General features: G+C 69.7%; 13 protein-coding genes. 9 read left to right on the forward strand and 4 right to left on the reverse strand.

Translation table 11 applies throughout. The annotated features are described in order from the left end of the window. Window positions 1-31: 31 nt before the first annotated feature. Window positions 32-622: a DNA-3-methyladenine glycosylase I gene (locus BM287_RS04005; RefSeq protein ID WP_090036213.1), complete on the reverse strand. Its 591-nt coding sequence runs from the start codon at window positions 620-622 to the stop codon at window positions 32-34. Next, entirely contained in the window at window positions 619-1,116 is a 498-nt protein-coding gene (locus tag BM287_RS04010; RefSeq protein ID WP_090036214.1) for a methylated-DNA--[protein]-cysteine S-methyltransferase, read from the reverse strand. The genes BM287_RS04005 and BM287_RS04010 overlap by 4 nt, the downstream gene beginning before the upstream one ends. 132 nt (window positions 1,117-1,248) lie before the next feature. Here BM287_RS04010 and BM287_RS04015 point away from each other — a divergent pair, with 132 nt between their 5' ends. The 4 genes from BM287_RS04015 to BM287_RS04030 all read left to right on the forward strand — a co-directional run bounded on the left by BM287_RS04015 (window position 1,249) and on the right by BM287_RS04030 (window position 6,784). After that, complete coding sequence (locus tag BM287_RS04015; protein ID WP_090036216.1) at window positions 1,249-2,220, forward strand: aldo/keto reductase; 972 nt, start codon at window positions 1,249-1,251, stop codon at window positions 2,218-2,220. 189 nt (window positions 2,221-2,409) lie between these two features. Next, a complete protein-coding gene (locus BM287_RS04020; protein WP_244527871.1) occupies window positions 2,410-3,075 on the forward strand; it encodes a TetR/AcrR family transcriptional regulator in 666 nt (221 codons plus the stop codon). Next, window positions 3,066-4,799: an ABC transporter ATP-binding protein gene (locus BM287_RS04025; RefSeq protein WP_090036218.1), complete on the forward strand. Its 1,734-nt coding sequence runs from the start codon at window positions 3,066-3,068 to the stop codon at window positions 4,797-4,799. The genes BM287_RS04020 and BM287_RS04025 overlap by 10 nt, the downstream gene beginning before the upstream one ends. A gap of 11 nt (window positions 4,800-4,810) precedes the next feature. After that, the gene (locus BM287_RS04030; RefSeq protein WP_090036219.1) at window positions 4,811-6,784 is read left to right on the forward strand and encodes an ABC transporter ATP-binding protein; all 1,974 of its coding nucleotides are present in this window, start codon (window positions 4,811-4,813) and stop codon (window positions 6,782-6,784) included. Between the two features lie 28 nt (window positions 6,785-6,812). On the opposite strand, the gene BM287_RS04035 is transcribed toward BM287_RS04030, so the two are convergent. Further along, entirely contained in the window at window positions 6,813-7,604 is a 792-nt protein-coding gene (locus BM287_RS04035; protein ID WP_090036513.1) for a DUF1206 domain-containing protein, read from the reverse strand. 108 nt (window positions 7,605-7,712) lie between these two features. On the opposite strand from BM287_RS04035, the gene nusA reads away from it, so the two are divergent. After that, window positions 7,713-8,720 (forward strand): transcription termination factor NusA, encoded by a 1,008-nt coding sequence (gene nusA / locus BM287_RS04040; protein WP_090036221.1) that lies wholly within the window; start codon window positions 7,713-7,715, stop codon window positions 8,718-8,720. Window positions 8,721-8,725: 5 nt separating this feature from the next. Here nusA and BM287_RS04045 read toward each other — a convergent pair whose 3' ends face one another. After that, window positions 8,726-11,215: a cell wall-binding repeat-containing protein gene (locus BM287_RS04045; protein WP_090036223.1), complete on the reverse strand. Its 2,490-nt coding sequence runs from the start codon at window positions 11,213-11,215 to the stop codon at window positions 8,726-8,728. 132 nt (window positions 11,216-11,347) lie between these two features. On the opposite strand from BM287_RS04045, the gene BM287_RS04050 reads away from it, so the two are divergent. From BM287_RS04050 to BM287_RS04065, 4 genes are all read left to right on the forward strand, one after another. After that, window positions 11,348-11,599: a YlxR family protein gene (locus BM287_RS04050; RefSeq protein WP_090036225.1), complete on the forward strand. Its 252-nt coding sequence runs from the start codon at window positions 11,348-11,350 to the stop codon at window positions 11,597-11,599. A 106-nt stretch (window positions 11,600-11,705) separates the two neighbouring features. Continuing rightward, window positions 11,706-14,531, forward strand: a complete 2,826-nt coding sequence (gene infB, locus BM287_RS04055; protein ID WP_090036227.1) for a translation initiation factor IF-2 — start codon at window positions 11,706-11,708, stop codon at window positions 14,529-14,531. Window positions 14,532-14,590: 59 nt separating this feature from the next. Further along, window positions 14,591-15,070, forward strand: coding sequence for a 30S ribosome-binding factor RbfA (gene rbfA, locus BM287_RS04060; protein WP_090036229.1), 480 nt, complete (start codon window positions 14,591-14,593; stop codon window positions 15,068-15,070). A gap of 26 nt (window positions 15,071-15,096) precedes the next feature. Beyond that, the gene (locus tag BM287_RS04065) at window positions 15,097-15,387 is read left to right on the forward strand and encodes a YciI family protein (RefSeq protein WP_090036231.1); all 291 of its coding nucleotides are present in this window, start codon (window positions 15,097-15,099) and stop codon (window positions 15,385-15,387) included. The last annotated feature ends 112 nt before the right edge of the window (window positions 15,388-15,499 follow it).

Below are 15,499 nucleotides of genomic sequence, written 5' to 3' on the forward strand. Positions count from 1 at the left end.
CTCTCTCGGTCCCGTACGCGGCCGTGGAACCTCACGCCCGGAAGCAGCCCTCCAGGTGGTCGTCGACCATGCCGGTCGCCTGCATGAGCGCGTACATCGTGGTCGGCCCGACGAAGCGGAAGCCTCGCCGGCGCAATTCCTTGCTCAGCGCCGTCGATTCCGGGGTGACCGCAGGAACATCGTCCCATCCCCGGGGCCGGCGATCCAGCGGCTTCGGCGCGAAGCTCCACATCAGCTCCTCGAGCGGTACCTCGAGCGCCAGCACGGCCCGGGCGTTGGAGATCGTCGCCTCGATCTTCCCGCGATGGCGGATGATGCGTTCGTCCTGCAGCAGGCGCTGCACATCCGCTTCTGTCATCGCAGCGACCCGCTCCGGCTCGAAGCCGAGGAACGCCTCCCGGAACGCCGGCCGCCGTCGCAGGATCGTGATCCAGGACAGACCGGCCTGGAAGCCCTCCAGGCACAGCTTCTCGTAGAGCGCCCGCGGATCGTGCTGCGGCCGGCCCCATTCCTCGTCGTGGTAGCGGCGGTACTCGGGGTCGGCCGCCGACCAGGAGCAGCGGGCGAGGCCGTCCTCGCCCACGACGAGCGCCGCGCGCACCGGTGTCGTCGTCTCGCTCATGCGGCCAGCAGGATCCCTTCGTGCTCGAGGAGCCACAGCTTCGTCGGGATGCCATCGCCTCCGCTGTAGCCGGTGACCCGCCCGTTCGACGACAGGACGCGATGGCAGCCGACGATGATCGGGATCGGGTTCGCGCCGACGGCCCCGCCGATGGCGCGGCCGTAGCCGGTGTGGCCGAGGGAGGCGCCGAGCTCGCCGTAGGAGACGAACGTGCCGAACTCGAGTCCGGCCAGCCGTTCCCAGACGGCCTGGCGGAAGGGGGTGCCCTGCAGGCGGATCGGGACGTCGAAGGCGCGGCGGGTACCGGCGAAGTACTCGCCGAGCTGTGCGTCGGCATCATCGAGCACGGCGGTGGTCCGTTCGGGATGGTCCTCGAGCGGCAGGTGACCCTCGCGCTCGATGGAGAGGGACGTGACGGCCGTGCCGTCGCTGGTCAGCTCGAGCCGTCCGATGGGGCTCGAGGTGCGGAGGAGATAGGCGAAGGAACTGCTCATGGGTCGACTCTAGGGCGGACCGCCGACGCCCACTCGCGGGAATCGGACATTGGGGACAACTCGGCAGTGCGCCCGCCTGTGGACGGAATCCCAACCCGGTGACCGCCGGTCGGCGTGCCTAGACTCGACGGCATGGTGAACATCGACTACCGCACCCTCGGACCCTCCGGCCTCGTCGTCTCCACCGTCGGCCTCGGCTGCAACAACTTCGGCCGCGCGGGCACCGCGACCGAGACGCAGGAGGGAACCGACGCGGTCATCGGCGCTGCGATCGACGCCGGCGTCACGCTGTTCGACACCGCCGACATCTACGGCAAGGAGCGCGGACTCTCCGAGACGCTGATGGGCAAGGCCCTCGAAGGCAAGCGCGACACGATCGTCCTGGCGACCAAATTCGGGATGGACATGGCCGGCGTGAACGGTCCGGACTGGGGCGTCCGCGGGTCGCGCCGCTACATCCGCCTCGCCGTCGAGGGCTCCCTGCGTCGGCTGCGCACCGACTGGATCGACCTCTACCAGCTGCACCAGCCCGATCCCGTGACGCCGATCGAGGAGACGCTCGAGACCCTCGACGACCTCATCGCCGAGGGCAAGATCCGCTACATCGGCCACTCCAACCTCTCGGGCTGGCAGATCGCCGAGGCGGAGTTCACGGCGCAGCTGCACGGGCATCCGAAGTTCATCTCCGCGCAGAACGAGTACAGCCTGCTGGCGCGGGACGCCGACCGCGAGGTGCTCCCGGCCGTGAACCGGTACGGCCTCGGATTCCTGCCGTACTTCCCGCTCTACAACGGACTGTTCACCGGCAAGTTCAGCCGCGAGGGCGGTCCCGCCGACAGCCGGATCATGAGCGCGCGTCGATACCTGCTCGACAGCGCCCCCTGGGATCGGATCGAGCGCTACCAGGCGTTCTGCGACGAGCGCGGCGTCAGCATGCTGGCCGCGACGTTCGCCTGGCTGCTCGCCCAGCCCGGCCTCACCAGCGTGATCGCCGGCGCCACCAAGCCCGAGCAGATCGTCGCGAACGCCGAGGCCGCCTCCGCCTGGACCCCCACCGCCGGCGACCTCGCGGAGATCGCCGCCATCTTCCCCTCCCCGTCCTGACCCCCACCTCCCTCCGTCCCGTCCCGTCCCGTTCCGTCCCGTCCCGCTCCGTCCCCGCCCTCACCTGACGCCGAGGTGCTCGTAGTTGCACGCGACACGCCGGGAGGGCATGCAACAACGAGCACTTCGGCGGAAGAAGCGCGAGAAAACCGCTTGTGAGTGAGCACTCACTCCGCTTATAGTGTTCGGGTGACCGAGGATGCCGTGACCGCCGAACCGCGCACGCGCGCGCAGCCGATGCAGGCGGAGGACCGCAAGGCGATGATCGTGGATGCGGTCATCCCGCTCCTGCTCCAGCACGGCCGCAGCGTCACCTCCCGCCAGATCGCGGAGGCCGCCGGGATCGCCGAGGGGACCATCTTCCGCGCCTTCGGCGACAAGGAGACGCTGGTGCAGGCGGCGATCGAGAAGTATCTCGATCCCGAGCCGCTGCGCGAGGCGCTCCGCAGCATCGACCCGGCGCTTGCGCTGGAGCACAAGGTCCGCGCCATCCTGTACCTGCTCCGCGAGCGTTTCAACAGCGTCATGCGGATCATGCCGGTCGTCGGGCCGCAGCGCCCGCCCATCCCGCAGGCGCGCGGCGAGTTCGCGGCGATCATCGCCCGCGTCCTCGAACCGGAGGCGGAGGAGCTCAATTGGCCGCCGGAGCGCGTGGCGCACCTGCTGCGGCTGCTGAGCTTCTCGTCGGCCTTCCCGGCGCTCAACGAGGGCATCGAGTTCAGCATCGACGACCTCGCCACGATGACCTTGGTCGGCATCGCCGGCTCCTCCCCGCACGTCGGCTCCCCGTTCAGCCCGGATCCGCGCACCCGCACCTCCACCCCATCCATTCCGACGGAGGCATCATGCTCCTGAGACTCCTGGGCCGGTTCCTCCGGCCGCACTGGCCGCTGCTGCTCGCGGTGATCGTCTTCCAGCTGGCCCAGTCGCTGCTCTCCCTCTGGCTGCCGACACTCAACGCGGACATCACGGACAACGGCATCGCCAAGGGCGACACCGGCTACATCCTCTCGGTCGGTGGAGAGATGCTCGGCGTCACGCTCCTGCAGATCGCGTGCTCCATCACGGCCGTGTACTTCGGTGCGAAGGTCGCGATGCGGGTCGGCCGCGACCTGCGCGAGGCGATTTTCCACCATGTCGGCGAGTTCTCGGAGCGCGAAGTGTCGTCGTTCGGGGCGCCGTCCCTGATCACGCGGAACACGAACGATGTGCAGCAGGTGCAGATGCTGGTGATGATGACCTGCACGCTGCTCGTCTCCGCCCCGATCCTCGCCGTCGGCGGGATCGTGCTGGCGATGCGGCAGGACATCGCCCTCTCCTGGCTGATCGCGGTGAGCGTGCCGGCTCTGCTCATCGCCGTCAGCATCATCATCTCCCGCATGATCCCGCAGTTCCGCCGCATGCAGGAGCGCATCGACCGCGTGAACCGGGTCATGCGCGAGCAGCTGAGCGGCATCCGGGTGGTGCGCGCCTTCGTCCGGGAGGAGGTGGAGATCCGCCGCTTCCGGACCGCCAACGACGAGGTGACCGAGACGGCGCTGAAGGCGGGGCGCCTGTTCGCGCTGATGTTCCCGATCGTGATGCTGGTGCTCAACGTCTCGAGCGTCGCCGTGATCTGGTTCGGTTCGTTCCGCGTCCAGGACGGCTCGCTGCAGATCGGGACGCTGACGGCCTTCCTTCAGTACCTCATGCAGATCCTGATGGGCGTGATGATGTCGACGATGATGGCCGTGCTGGTGCCGCGCGCCTCGGTCTGCGCCGACCGCATCGGCGAAGTCCTCGGCACCGAGACGACGGTACGCATCTCGGATGCACCGGTGACCGAGGTGACGTCCCACGGAACGGTGGAGTTCGTTGATGTCGGCTTCTCGTATCCCGGCGCCGAGCATCCCGTGCTCACGGATGTCACGTTCCTCGCCGAGGCCGGCCGCACGACGGCGATCATCGGCAGCACCGGCGCCGGCAAGACGACCCTGGTGAACCTCATCCCGCGCCTGTTCGACGCCACGAGCGGCATCGTCCTGGTCGACGGAGTGGATGTGGCCGATCTCGACCCGGAGCTGCTCTGGTCGCGCATCGGCATCGTCCCGCAGAAGCCCTACCTCTTCTCGGGCACGGTCGCCTCCAACCTCCGCTACGGCAACCCGCAGGCGACCGACGAGGAGCTGTGGCACGCCCTAGAGGTGGCCCAGGCACGAGACTTCGTCGAGGCGATGCCCGAGAAGCTGGAGGCGCCGATCGCGCAGGGCGGAACGAACGTCTCCGGCGGTCAGCGGCAGCGGCTCGCGATCGCGCGGGCCCTCGTGCGCAAGCCGGAGATCTACGTGTTCGACGACTCGTTCTCGGCGCTCGACACCGCCACGGACGCACGTTTGCGGGCGGCGCTGGCCCGGGATGTGGCGGACGCGACCATGATCGTCGTCGCGCAGCGGGTGTCCACCATCGTGGACGCCGACCAGATCATCGTCCTCGAGGACGGCCGTGTCGTCGGCCGGGGGACCCACGACGAGCTCGTGCAGAGCAGCGAGACCTACGCCGAGATCGTCTCGTCGCAGCTCGCCGCCCAGGATGCGGTGTAGGGAGGCACGGGATGAGTGAGAAGACGACAGCGCCGGTCCGGCCCGCAGGCCCGCCGATGCGGCGGGGCCCCGGCGGCGGCGGCCCGTTCGGCGGGATGGCGATGCCCGTGGAGAAGTCCATGAACTTCGGTCCCAGCGCCAAGCGGCTGCTCGGCCGGCTGCGCCCGGAATGGGCCGCCCTCTCCGCTGTGACCGCGCTCGCCGTCGTGTCGGTCGCCTTCGCCGTGCTCGGCCCGAAGCTGCTGGGCAACGCGGTCAACCTCGTGTTCGCGGGGGCGCTGTCCCTCGCCTTCCCGAAGGGGATGACGCAGGCGCAGGCCATCGCGGCCGTGCGCGCGAACGGGCAGACGCAGTTCGCGGACCTCCTCTCGGGAACCACGTTCACTCCCGGAGCCGGCATCGATTTCACCGCGGTCGGCCACACCCTGCTCTGGGTGCTCGCGCTGTACGTCGCCTCGTCGGTGTTCAGCTACCTGCAGGCATACGTCCTCAACGGCGTCACGCAGCGCACCGTCTACCGGCTGCGTGCCGACGTCGAGGACAAGCTCCACCGCCTGCCGCTGAGGTACTTCGACACCATGCAGCGCGGCGAGCTCCTCAGCCGGGTGACCAACGACATCGACAACATCTCGCAGTCGCTCCAGCAGACGATGAGCCAGCTGCTCACCTCGCTGCTGACGGTGGTCGGCGTGGTCGTCCTGATGTTCGTGATCTCGCCGCTGCTCGCCGTCATCGCGTTGATCACCATCCCGCTGACCCTCGTCATCACCACGGTGATCGCGAAACGCTCGCAGAAGCTCTTCGTCGCTCAGTGGAAGCACACCGGCGAGCTGAACGGACAGATCGAGGAGGCCTTCACCGGCCACTCGCTGGTCAAGGTGTTCGGGCGGCACCGCGAGGTGGAGGCGCGCTTCCGCGAGAAGAACCAGGAGATGTACCGGGCGAGTTTCGGCGCCCAGTTCATCTCCGGCATGATCATGCCCGCGATGATGTTCGTCGGGAACCTGATGTATGTCGCGATCGCGGTGGTCGGCGGTCTGCAGGTGGCCAGCGGTGCGATGCAGCTGGGAGACGTCACCGCGTTCATCCAGTACTCCCGACAGTTCACCCAGCCGCTCACCCAGCTCGGCTCGATGGCGAACCTGCTGCAGTCCGGAGTGGCGAGCGCCGAGCGCGTCTTCGAGCTGCTGGATGCCGACGAGCAGTCGGCCGATCCCGGGGAGCCGGAGAGCCCCGAGGGCACGAAGGGGCTGCTGGCGTTCGAGGATGTGTCGTTCCGCTATGCCGAGGAGACCCCGCTCATCGAGGACCTGTCGCTGGTCGCCCAGCCGGGCCAGACCGTCGCGATCGTCGGCCCGACCGGCGCAGGCAAGACGACCCTGGTCAACCTGATGATGCGCTTCTACGACCTGGACGCCGGACGCATCACCCTCGACGGCGTCGACATCGCCACGATGAGCAGGCACGACCTGCGCAGCCGGATGGGGATGGTGCTGCAGGACACCTGGCTGTTCAAGGGGACCATCCGCGACAACATCCTCTACGGCCGTCCGGATGCGACCGAGGACGAAGTTCTGGATGCTGCGCGCGCCACCTACGTGGACCGGTTCGTGCACTCGCTGCCCGACGGGTATGAGACGGTGCTCGACGACGAGGGCTCGAACCTGTCGGCGGGGGAGAAGCAGCTGCTGACGATCGCGCGGGCGTTCCTCGCACGGCCGAGCGTGCTCATCCTGGACGAGGCGACGTCCTCGGTGGACACCCGGACGGAGCTCCTGGTGCAGAAGGCGATGAGCGCGCTCCGCGCGGATCGCACCTCGTTCGTGATCGCGCACCGGCTGTCCACGATCCGCGACGCGGACCTCATCCTGGTGATGGAGGCGGGGCGGATCGTCGAGCAGGGCACCCATGCGGAGCTGCTGGCCCAGGGAGGCGCGTACTACTCCCTCTACAACGCGCAGTTCGCCGGGGCTGCGACCGAATAGCGGGGTGAGGAGCAGGAGGGCGAGTGCCCTACTGCTCCTTCAAACGGGAGGCGAAGGCGCGCACGCACCAGAAGGCGCCGTAGGCGATCAGCCCGATCGCGATGAGCACCAGGAGGACGACGCCGAACGGCACCTTCGTCAGCTCCTTCAGGCTGCCGTCCAGCCCTCCCGCCTGCTTGGGGTCGGAGGTGATCGCCCCATACGTGACCAGCCCGCCGACGATGACCAGCGCGATGCCTTTCGCGATGTAGCCCACCCGGCCGAGGATCGCCGTGATCGTCGCCCAGCGGTCGGGCGGGAGCCGCAGGTCCCGTTCGAAGCGGCGGGTCACGCCGTTGACCAGGAAGTCGATCCCGACGGCCACCACCACGAGGCCGACGGCGGCGAGGAGGAAGGCGCCGCCGGGCGTCCCGAGCAGCTTGCCGCTCGCCGACTGCTCCGATGCGGAGGAGTTCTTCCGCGCGCCGGCGGCGATCGAGATCGCGGCGCCCGCCAGGATCGCGTAGACCACGAACTTCGCCACCTCGACCAGCTTCTCGCTGCGTCGATGGGCGGTGATGGATTGGAGGAGCTGCCACACCGAGAGGAAGATCAGCCCGACGATCACCGCTCCCAGAGCGAACAGGCCGCCCGGAACGGCCACGATGGCCTGGAGCGCGCCCGACTGGTCGGCGTTCCCGCCCGCGCCGAAGGCCACGGCCAGCGCGATCGCGCCGATGAGGATGTGCAGCAGGCCGATGGCGGCGATCCCGACGCGGGCGAGCGCGCGCACGGCGGGTTCGCGTTCGACGCGGGAGGCGAGTCGGCTGGGGGACACCATGGCCTGCACGGTACCCGGCGTACACGCCGTGGGGAATCTCGGGTAGCGTAGAGGACTGAGTCCGCCGCGCTGTCACGCGGCGGCGAGATCTGAATAGAGGAGGCCGGCATGGACATCGACCTCAGCGTCTTGCGTCTCATGGAGCGCGAGAAAGAGATTCCGTTCGACGAGCTGGTGCAGATCATCGAGCAGGCGATCCTGACCGCGTATCTGAAGCACACGAACCAGGCCGATCACCGTCACGGTCACAGCGACCAGCCGCCCGCGGCCCGCGTGCACCTGGACCGCAAGACCGGGCACGTCACGGTCTACGTGCCCGAGCACGACGAAGAGGGCAATGTCATCGGCGAGGCCGAGGACAGCCCCAGCGACTTCGGCCGGATCGCGGCCTTCGCCGCCAAGCAGGTGATCAACCAGCGGCTGCGCGACATCGCGGACGACGCGGTGCTGGGCGAGTTCCGCGGACGCGAGGGCGACATCGTCGCCGGTGTCATCCAGCAGGGTCCCAACCCGCGGATGGTGCACATCGACCTGGGGACGGTCGAGGCCATCCTCCCGCCCGAGGAGCAGGTGCCGGGCGAGGAGTACACGCACGGGTCGCGCATCCGGGTGTATGTCACGAGCGTGTCGAAGGGTGCGAAGGGTCCGTCGATCACGGTGTCGCGCACGCATCCCGCGCTCGTCCGCAAGCTGTTCGCGCTCGAGGTGCCGGAGATCGCCAGCGGTGTCGTGGAGATCGTCTCGCTCGCCCGCGAGGCCGGTCACCGGACGAAGATCGCCGTGCGCGCGACGGAGCCCGGGGTGAACGCCAAGGGCGCCTGCATCGGCGAGCTCGGACAGAGGGTCCGCGCGGTCACGGCCGAGCTCAACAACGAGAAGATCGACATCGTCGACTACTCGCCGGACCTCGCGACGTTCGTCGCGAGCGCGCTCTCTCCCGCCAAAGTGACCAGCGCGTTCGTCATCGACGAGTCACTGAAGGCCGTCCGGGCGCTCGTCCCCGATTACCAGCTGTCGCTCGCGATCGGCAAAGAGGGCCAGAACGCTCGCCTCGCTGCGAAGCTGACCGGCGCGAAGATCGACATCCAGCCGGACTCGATCCTCGATCGGGACTGAGCGGGCTACTTCACGTAGGCGGCGAGGGAAGCCTGCACGTCGTCGCCCACCACATCGCTTCCGCCGACGAGCGAGATGTGCGACGGACCGATGCGGGTGAGCTGCTGACCGACGGCGGTCGGCACGGCCCCGGAAAGCGTGAGCAGGAGCGGGGCGCCGCTCGTGCCCGCCGCGGCGGAGGCCGACAGCGCGTCGGGGAAGTCGACGCCGGAGGCGACGAAGGCGGACGCCGTCCCGGCCGGGAACGCCGCCGCCGCTGCGGCGCTGGTCTCGAACCGGTCCGATCCGCTCACGCGCGTGACGGACCCGGTCGTGTAGCTCTTCAGCGCCGTGAGCACGGCGTCGGAAACGGCATCCGGCCCGCCGACCACGACGATGGAGTGGGGAGCGAGGCGCGCCAGCTCCGTCGCGATCGGCGACGGGATCCATGACGGCGCGGTGAGCAGCAGAGGAGCACCGGCGGTGCGGGCGGCCAGGGCGCCGGCCGAGAGCGCATCCGGGAAGGACACACCCGAGACGACGTACGCCACCGCCGGTCCTGTCGCGGCGGTGGCACGTGAAATCGCAGCGCTCGTCTCGTACCGGTCGCCACCGTTCAGGCGTGACACGGTCCCGGTCGTGAAGGTCTGCAGCTGGGTGAGGACGGAGTCCGCGATGCTGTCCGCACCCCCGAGCACCACGATCTTCCCGGGATGGAGGCGCTGGAGCTCGGTCTGCACGGCGGGCGGCACCGCTCCCGGCTGCACGAGCAGCATCGGACCACCGGCGCGCGCGGCCGCGGGGGAGCCGGACAGCGCATCCGGGAACTGTGCGCCGGAGGCGATGTAGGCGACCGGCGCGTTCGCCGGATAGCTCGCGGCGGAGACGGCCGCGCTCGTCCCGTAGCGGTCCGCGCCGGCCAGGCGGCCGACCTTCTGCGCCCCGGCGGGGAGGGCGTAGGCGCGGAGCTTGCCACCGCCGTCCGTGAAGTACAGCCGCCCATTCGTCACGATCGGACTCTGCCAGTGGAGCCCGCTGCCTCCGGCCGCGTCCGTCCACAGCTGCGTCCCGGTCGCGGGGTCCAGTGCCCGGACCCCGTTCTTCGAGAGGTAGAACAGCACACCGCCGGCCACGATGGGCGTGGTGCCCGCGGCGGCCTGGTTCCAGACCGGGACGAGGGAGGGCGTCCCGCCGGTCGCCTGCAGCTTGAGGCCGGAGATCCCGCTGTTGTTCGCGACGAAGACCCATGACGTGCCGGCGCCGTCCACCCAGTTCGCAGGCTGGGTGAGCACCTGGCCTCCCTGGGGGACGGCGATCGAGTTCAGTTCGCCGCCCGTGGTGCCGGGCTGACCCCTCCCGCCGAGGTTCGCCGTGTTCAGGAGGCGGAGGCGCGCATCCTTGCCGCCCTGCACCGCCAGATGGGGGACCGACGAACCGGCCGGAGCCGTCACCACCTGGGGCGCTGTGCTGCCGAGGTCGAGGTCCGCCTGGTCGAGGCTGGCGTAGTTCGTCGGCGTGTAGCTGTCGACCGGTCCCGTTCCGGCGCCGGTTCCGTCGGGGTTGATGGCGAGCACCGAGTCGCCCCAGTCGTGGCTGCCGTCGAAGGCGCCGTTGCCGGTGGAGAACAGGATGCGCTGGGTGCCCGGGTCGTAGACGACGCTCGGCCGGGCCCAGACCGCCGACTGGCTGGCCGGGCATCCATTGGCTGCGATGTGGCCGGTCTGATCGCTGCACAGCGTGTTGAACACGCGCTGCGACCCCGTTCCGAGGTCGATCGTCGTGACGTGGCCCTGGTAGTCGCCCCGGTCGCCGGGGTACCCGCCGTTCGAGACGTACAGGTAGGTGTGCCCACCGAATCCGAGGGTCGTGAGCGCAGGAGAGCTCTTCTCGTCGTAGGGCTTGAGGGTCGCGATCTCCGGCCAGCCTCCGCCGGTGACCTCAGTGCCCGTGCCGATGGCGTACTTGTGCACCTTCCCGTCGAGTCCGTAGCTGTAGACGTAGGCTCCGCCCGGGTCGATCGCCGGCGACGACGTGGTGAAGCAGGGCGTGCCGCCGTTGTTGATCGTGCACGAGCCCGGGCCGTTCTGGTGCTTCCACACTTCGGCCCCGGTCGTGGCGTCGGTGGCCGTGATCCAGCCGTCCTTGGTCGTCGTGAAGAGGAGGTCCCGCGTGCCGCCGGCGGTCGCCACTGCGGGCTGCTCGACAGGCGGGCCGTCGGAGACGCCCGGCAGCGTCGCGGTGAACAGCGGAGTCAGGGACGCCACCGTCGACGGAGTGATCTGCGTCTCCGCTGCGTTCACTCCGGAGTGCGATGGGCCGTTTCCGAACTGGCTCCAGGCCGCCGAGGCGGCGGAGGCCGGCGCGGCGGCGGAGGCCGGCGCGACGACGGAGGCCGGCGCGACGACGGGCTGGGCGGCCTGCGCGGCAGTGAGGGCCGCGACGCCGAGCCCGCAGGCGACGACGAGCCGGAGCGTGCGCCTTCCGGCGGGCCGCGCCTCGCGGTCCAGTCTCTTCATGGTGCCTCCCCACGGGAAGTGTCCGCCGATCGCGGCACGGTGACCAGTCCTCCATCTGGCGGACCGGCCGGTGGCACTAGCCTGGAGAGGCCGTCGTCCGACCGTTCGGCGCGCGCCGCCGGGAGGAGTAAGATGGAATCCGTCAGAACGTGCATCGGATGCCGTTCTCGCGCTCCCCGGTCCTCTCTTCTGAGGATCGTCGCCCAGAATTCAGAACTCGTGGTGGACCCGTCCGCCACCTGTCCAGGGCGAGGTGCGTGGCTGCATCCGGTCGACGAGTGTCTCGACCTCGCGCTCAAGCGCCGAGCCTTCGGGCGGGCGCTGCGGGTGGAAGGGACGCTCGGCACCGCGGCCATCCGGTCGCAAATTATGAGAACAGGCTGAAGAAGTTGACTTCACATGAGTGACAACCGATGAGCGGCTCGAAATGAGATCCGTCCACAACTAACGCCTGCCCCTGTCCTGGGGTGGGCCCCCAGACAGGAGAATTGTGGCTGCAAAACCACGCGTACACGAGGTCGCGAGCGAACTCGGTGTCGACAGTAAAGTCGCGCTCGCGAAACTCAAGGAAATGGGCGAGTTCGTCAAGGGACCGTCCTCCAGCATCGAGCCTCCGGTAGCACGCAAGCTGCGTGCGGCCCTCGAGGCCGAGGGGCACTCCGGCTCGGCGAAGGCCCCCGAGACAGCGACCGCCGCCGGTCCGAAGGCACCGTCGCAGGCTCCGCGCCCCGGTGCGCCGCGCCCGCAGGCGGCTCCCGCGGCGCCCGCCGCAGCAGAGGTCGACGCGGAGGCCGGCCCCAAGCCGCAGGCGCCGCTGTCGGTGGCCGAGCGTCAGGCCGCGGCCGAGAGGGCCGCCGCCGAGAAGGCTGCCGAGAAGGCCGCCGAGAAGGCGGAGGCCGCCAAGGCCGCCGCCGCGACGGTTGAGCCGGGCACCCCGGCCACCCCGGACGCCGTGAAGCCGTCCAGCGCTTCACGCCCCGGCGGCGCGAGCAGCATCCCGCGTCCCGGCGCCCCGCGCCCGGGCAACAACCCGTTCTCCAGCAATCAGGGGATGGGCCAGCGCACTCCGCGTCCGGGCAACAACCCGTTCGCGTCGTCGCAGGGCATGGGCCAGCGCCCGTCGCCCGGCAACATCCCTCGTCCCACCCCGCCGCGCCCCGGCGCTCCGCGCATCGGCGCTCCCGGCCAGGGCGGCGGAAACCGCCCGGGCGGCGCGCGCCCCGGTGGTGGCGGCGGAGGCCGTCCCGGCTTCCAGCAGCGCCCCGGAACCGGTGGCGCAGGGGCCGGTGCCGGTGCAGCCGGCGGCTTCCAGCGTCCCGGCGGCGGCTTCGGCGGCCCGCGTCCCGGTGGTGGCGGCGGTCGCGGTCGCGGACCGGGCGGCGGCACGGCCGGCGCGTTCGGCCGCGGTGGCGGCAAGAGCAAGGCCCGCAAGTCGAAGCGCGCGAAGCGCCAGGAATTCGAGATGCGGGAGGCCCCGTCGCTGGGCGGCGTGACCGTACCCCGCGGCGACGGCAGCACCGTCGTCCGTCTGCGCCGTGGCGCATCCATCTCGGACTTCGCCGACAAGATCGACGCGAACCCCGCGTCGCTGGTCACCGTCCTCTTCCACCTGGGAGAGATGGCGACGGCGACGGAGTCCCTCGACGAGGCCACCTTCGAGGTGCTCGGCGAGGAGCTGGGCTACCGCATCCAGGTCGTCTCCCCGGAGGACGAGGACAAGGAGCTCCTGGAGGGCTTCGACATCGACCTCGACGCCGAGCTGGAAGGCGAGTCCGACGAGGACCTCGAGATCCGGCCCCCGGTCGTCACGGTCATGGGCCACGTCGATCACGGTAAGACCCGGCTGCTCGACGCGATCCGCAACGCCAACGTCGTCGCGGGCGAGGCCGGCGGCATCACCCAGCACATCGGTGCATACCAGGTGTGGACCGAGCACGACGGCTTCGAGCGGGCCATCACCTTCATCGACACCCCGGGCCACGAGGCGTTCACCGCCATGCGTGCCCGTGGTGCGCAGGTCACCGACATCGCGATCCTCGTGGTCGCGGCGGACGACGGCATCATGCCGCAGACCATCGAGGCGCTGAACCACGCCCAGGCGGCCAACGTGCCGATCGTGGTGGCGGTCAACAAGATCGACAAGCCGGACGCCAACCCGGCGAAGGTGCGCCAGCAGCTCACCGAGTTCGGGCTGGTGGCCGAGGAGTACGGCGGCGACGTCATGTTCGTCGACGTCTCCGCGCGCAACGACATCGGCATCCAGGACCTCCTGGACGCTGTGCTGCTCACCGCTGACGCCGGTCTCGACCTGCGTGCGAACCCGAACAAGGACGCACGCGGTGTCGCCATCGAGGCCAAGCTCGACAAGGGACGCGGCGCGGTCGCGACCGTGCTCATCCAGTCGGGAACGCTGCGCGTCGGCGACGCGATCGTCGCGGGAACGGCGTACGGGCGCGTCCGTGCGATGGCGGACGAGAACGGCGACCCGGTCTTCGAGGCGGCACCGTCGCGTCCGGTCCAGGTGCAGGGTCTCTCCAGCGTCCCGCGTGCCGGCGACGTCTTCCTCGTCACCGAGGAGGACCGCACCGCCCGTCAGATCGCCGAGAAGCGCGAGGCCGCAGAGCGCAACGCGCAGCTGGCGAAGGCCCGCAAGCGCATCTCGCTCGAGGACTTCACCCGTGCTCTGGAAGAGGGTAAGGTCGAGGCGCTCAACCTCATCATCAAGGGCGACGTGTCCGGTGCCGTGGAGGCGCTGGAGGAGTCGCTCATGAAGATCGAGGTCGACGACTCGGTCAGCCTGCGCATCCTGCACCGCGGCGTCGGCGCGATCACCGAGTCGGACATCGACCTGGCGACGATCGACAACGCGATCGTCATCGGCTTCAACGTCCGCCCGGACGTGAAGGCCCGCGAGCGTGCAGCCCGAGAGGGTGTGGATGTCCGGTTCTACTCGGTCATCTACAACGCGATCGAGGACATCGAGAACTCGCTCAAGGGCATGCTCAAGCCCGAGTTCGAAGAGGTCCAGTCGGGTGTCGCCGAGATCCGCGAGGTGTTCCGTTCCTCCAAGTTCGGCAACATCGCCGGTGTCATCGTCCGGTCCGGCACGATCACGCGCAACGCCAAGGCGCGCGTCATCCGCGACGGCGTGGTGGTGGGGGACAACCTCGCCATCGAGTCGCTGCGCCGGTTCAAGGACGACGTCACCGAGGTCCGTACCGACTTCGAGGCCGGTATCGGTCTCGGGAAGTACAACGACATCCAGATCGGCGACGAGATCGAGACGACCGAGCTTCGCGAGAAGCCGCGCGTCTAGGTTCACGAGATGGCCGGTGGCTCTGCCACCGGCCATCTTGCCCGTAAGGAGAAACACACATGGCTGATCCGGCTCGCGCGAGGAAACTCGCGGACAGAATCAAGGAGATCGTCGCCAAGCGCCTCGACCGCGGCCTGCGCGACCCACGACTCGGCTTCGTGACCATCACGGACGTCCAGGTAACCGGCGACCTGCAGCACGCGACCGTGTTCTACACGGTGTACGGCAGCGAGCAGGAGCGCGAGGACAGCGCCGCGGCATTGAAGGCGGCGACCGGGATGCTGCGCAGCGAGGTGGGCAAGAACATCACCGCCCGGCTGACGCCCACCCTGGAGTTCCAGCTCGACGCCATCCCGGAGAACGCCGCCCACATCGAGGACCTGCTTCGGGAGGCGCGCGAGCGCGACACCGAGGTGGCTGGGCTTGCGGCGGGCGCGAGCTACGCCGGCGACGAGGACCCCTACGTCAAGCCGCGGACCGACGAGGACGACGAGGACGAGGAGGACGAGGCCGAGGCCGAGGACGAGGCCGGGCGCTGAGCGCATCCCGGACCTAAGCTGACGGCATGTACGCCGTCTCGTTCTACGACGCCGACCCGGACGCGGGCCCGGAGCACTTCCAGCGACTGGTGGAGACCTATCCACGTCATCGCGCCTACCTGGACGAGTTCGCGAAGGGTGGGGAGGTGCTCATGATCGGCACGTTCGGCGACCCGGCCACGCAGGGCTCCATGGCGATCTTCCGTTCCCGCGAGGCCGCCGAGCGGTTCCGCGAGGGCGACCCGTTCATGACGGAAGGCCTCGTGTACCGCTCGCGCATCCTCGACTGGGACCCGCTCGTCTTCGCCGACCGCTGACGTCCCGTCCCGCGGTGCTCGGCCCCCTCCCGCGGGCGGTGCTCGGCCCCTGCCCCGAAGTGCTCGTTGTTGCACCGCGACACGGCGTGTCGCGTGCACCTACGAGCACTTC

The organism is Leifsonia sp. CL147 (assembly GCF_900114565.1).
Lineage (GTDB): Bacteria > Actinomycetota > Actinomycetes > Actinomycetales > Microbacteriaceae > Leifsonia.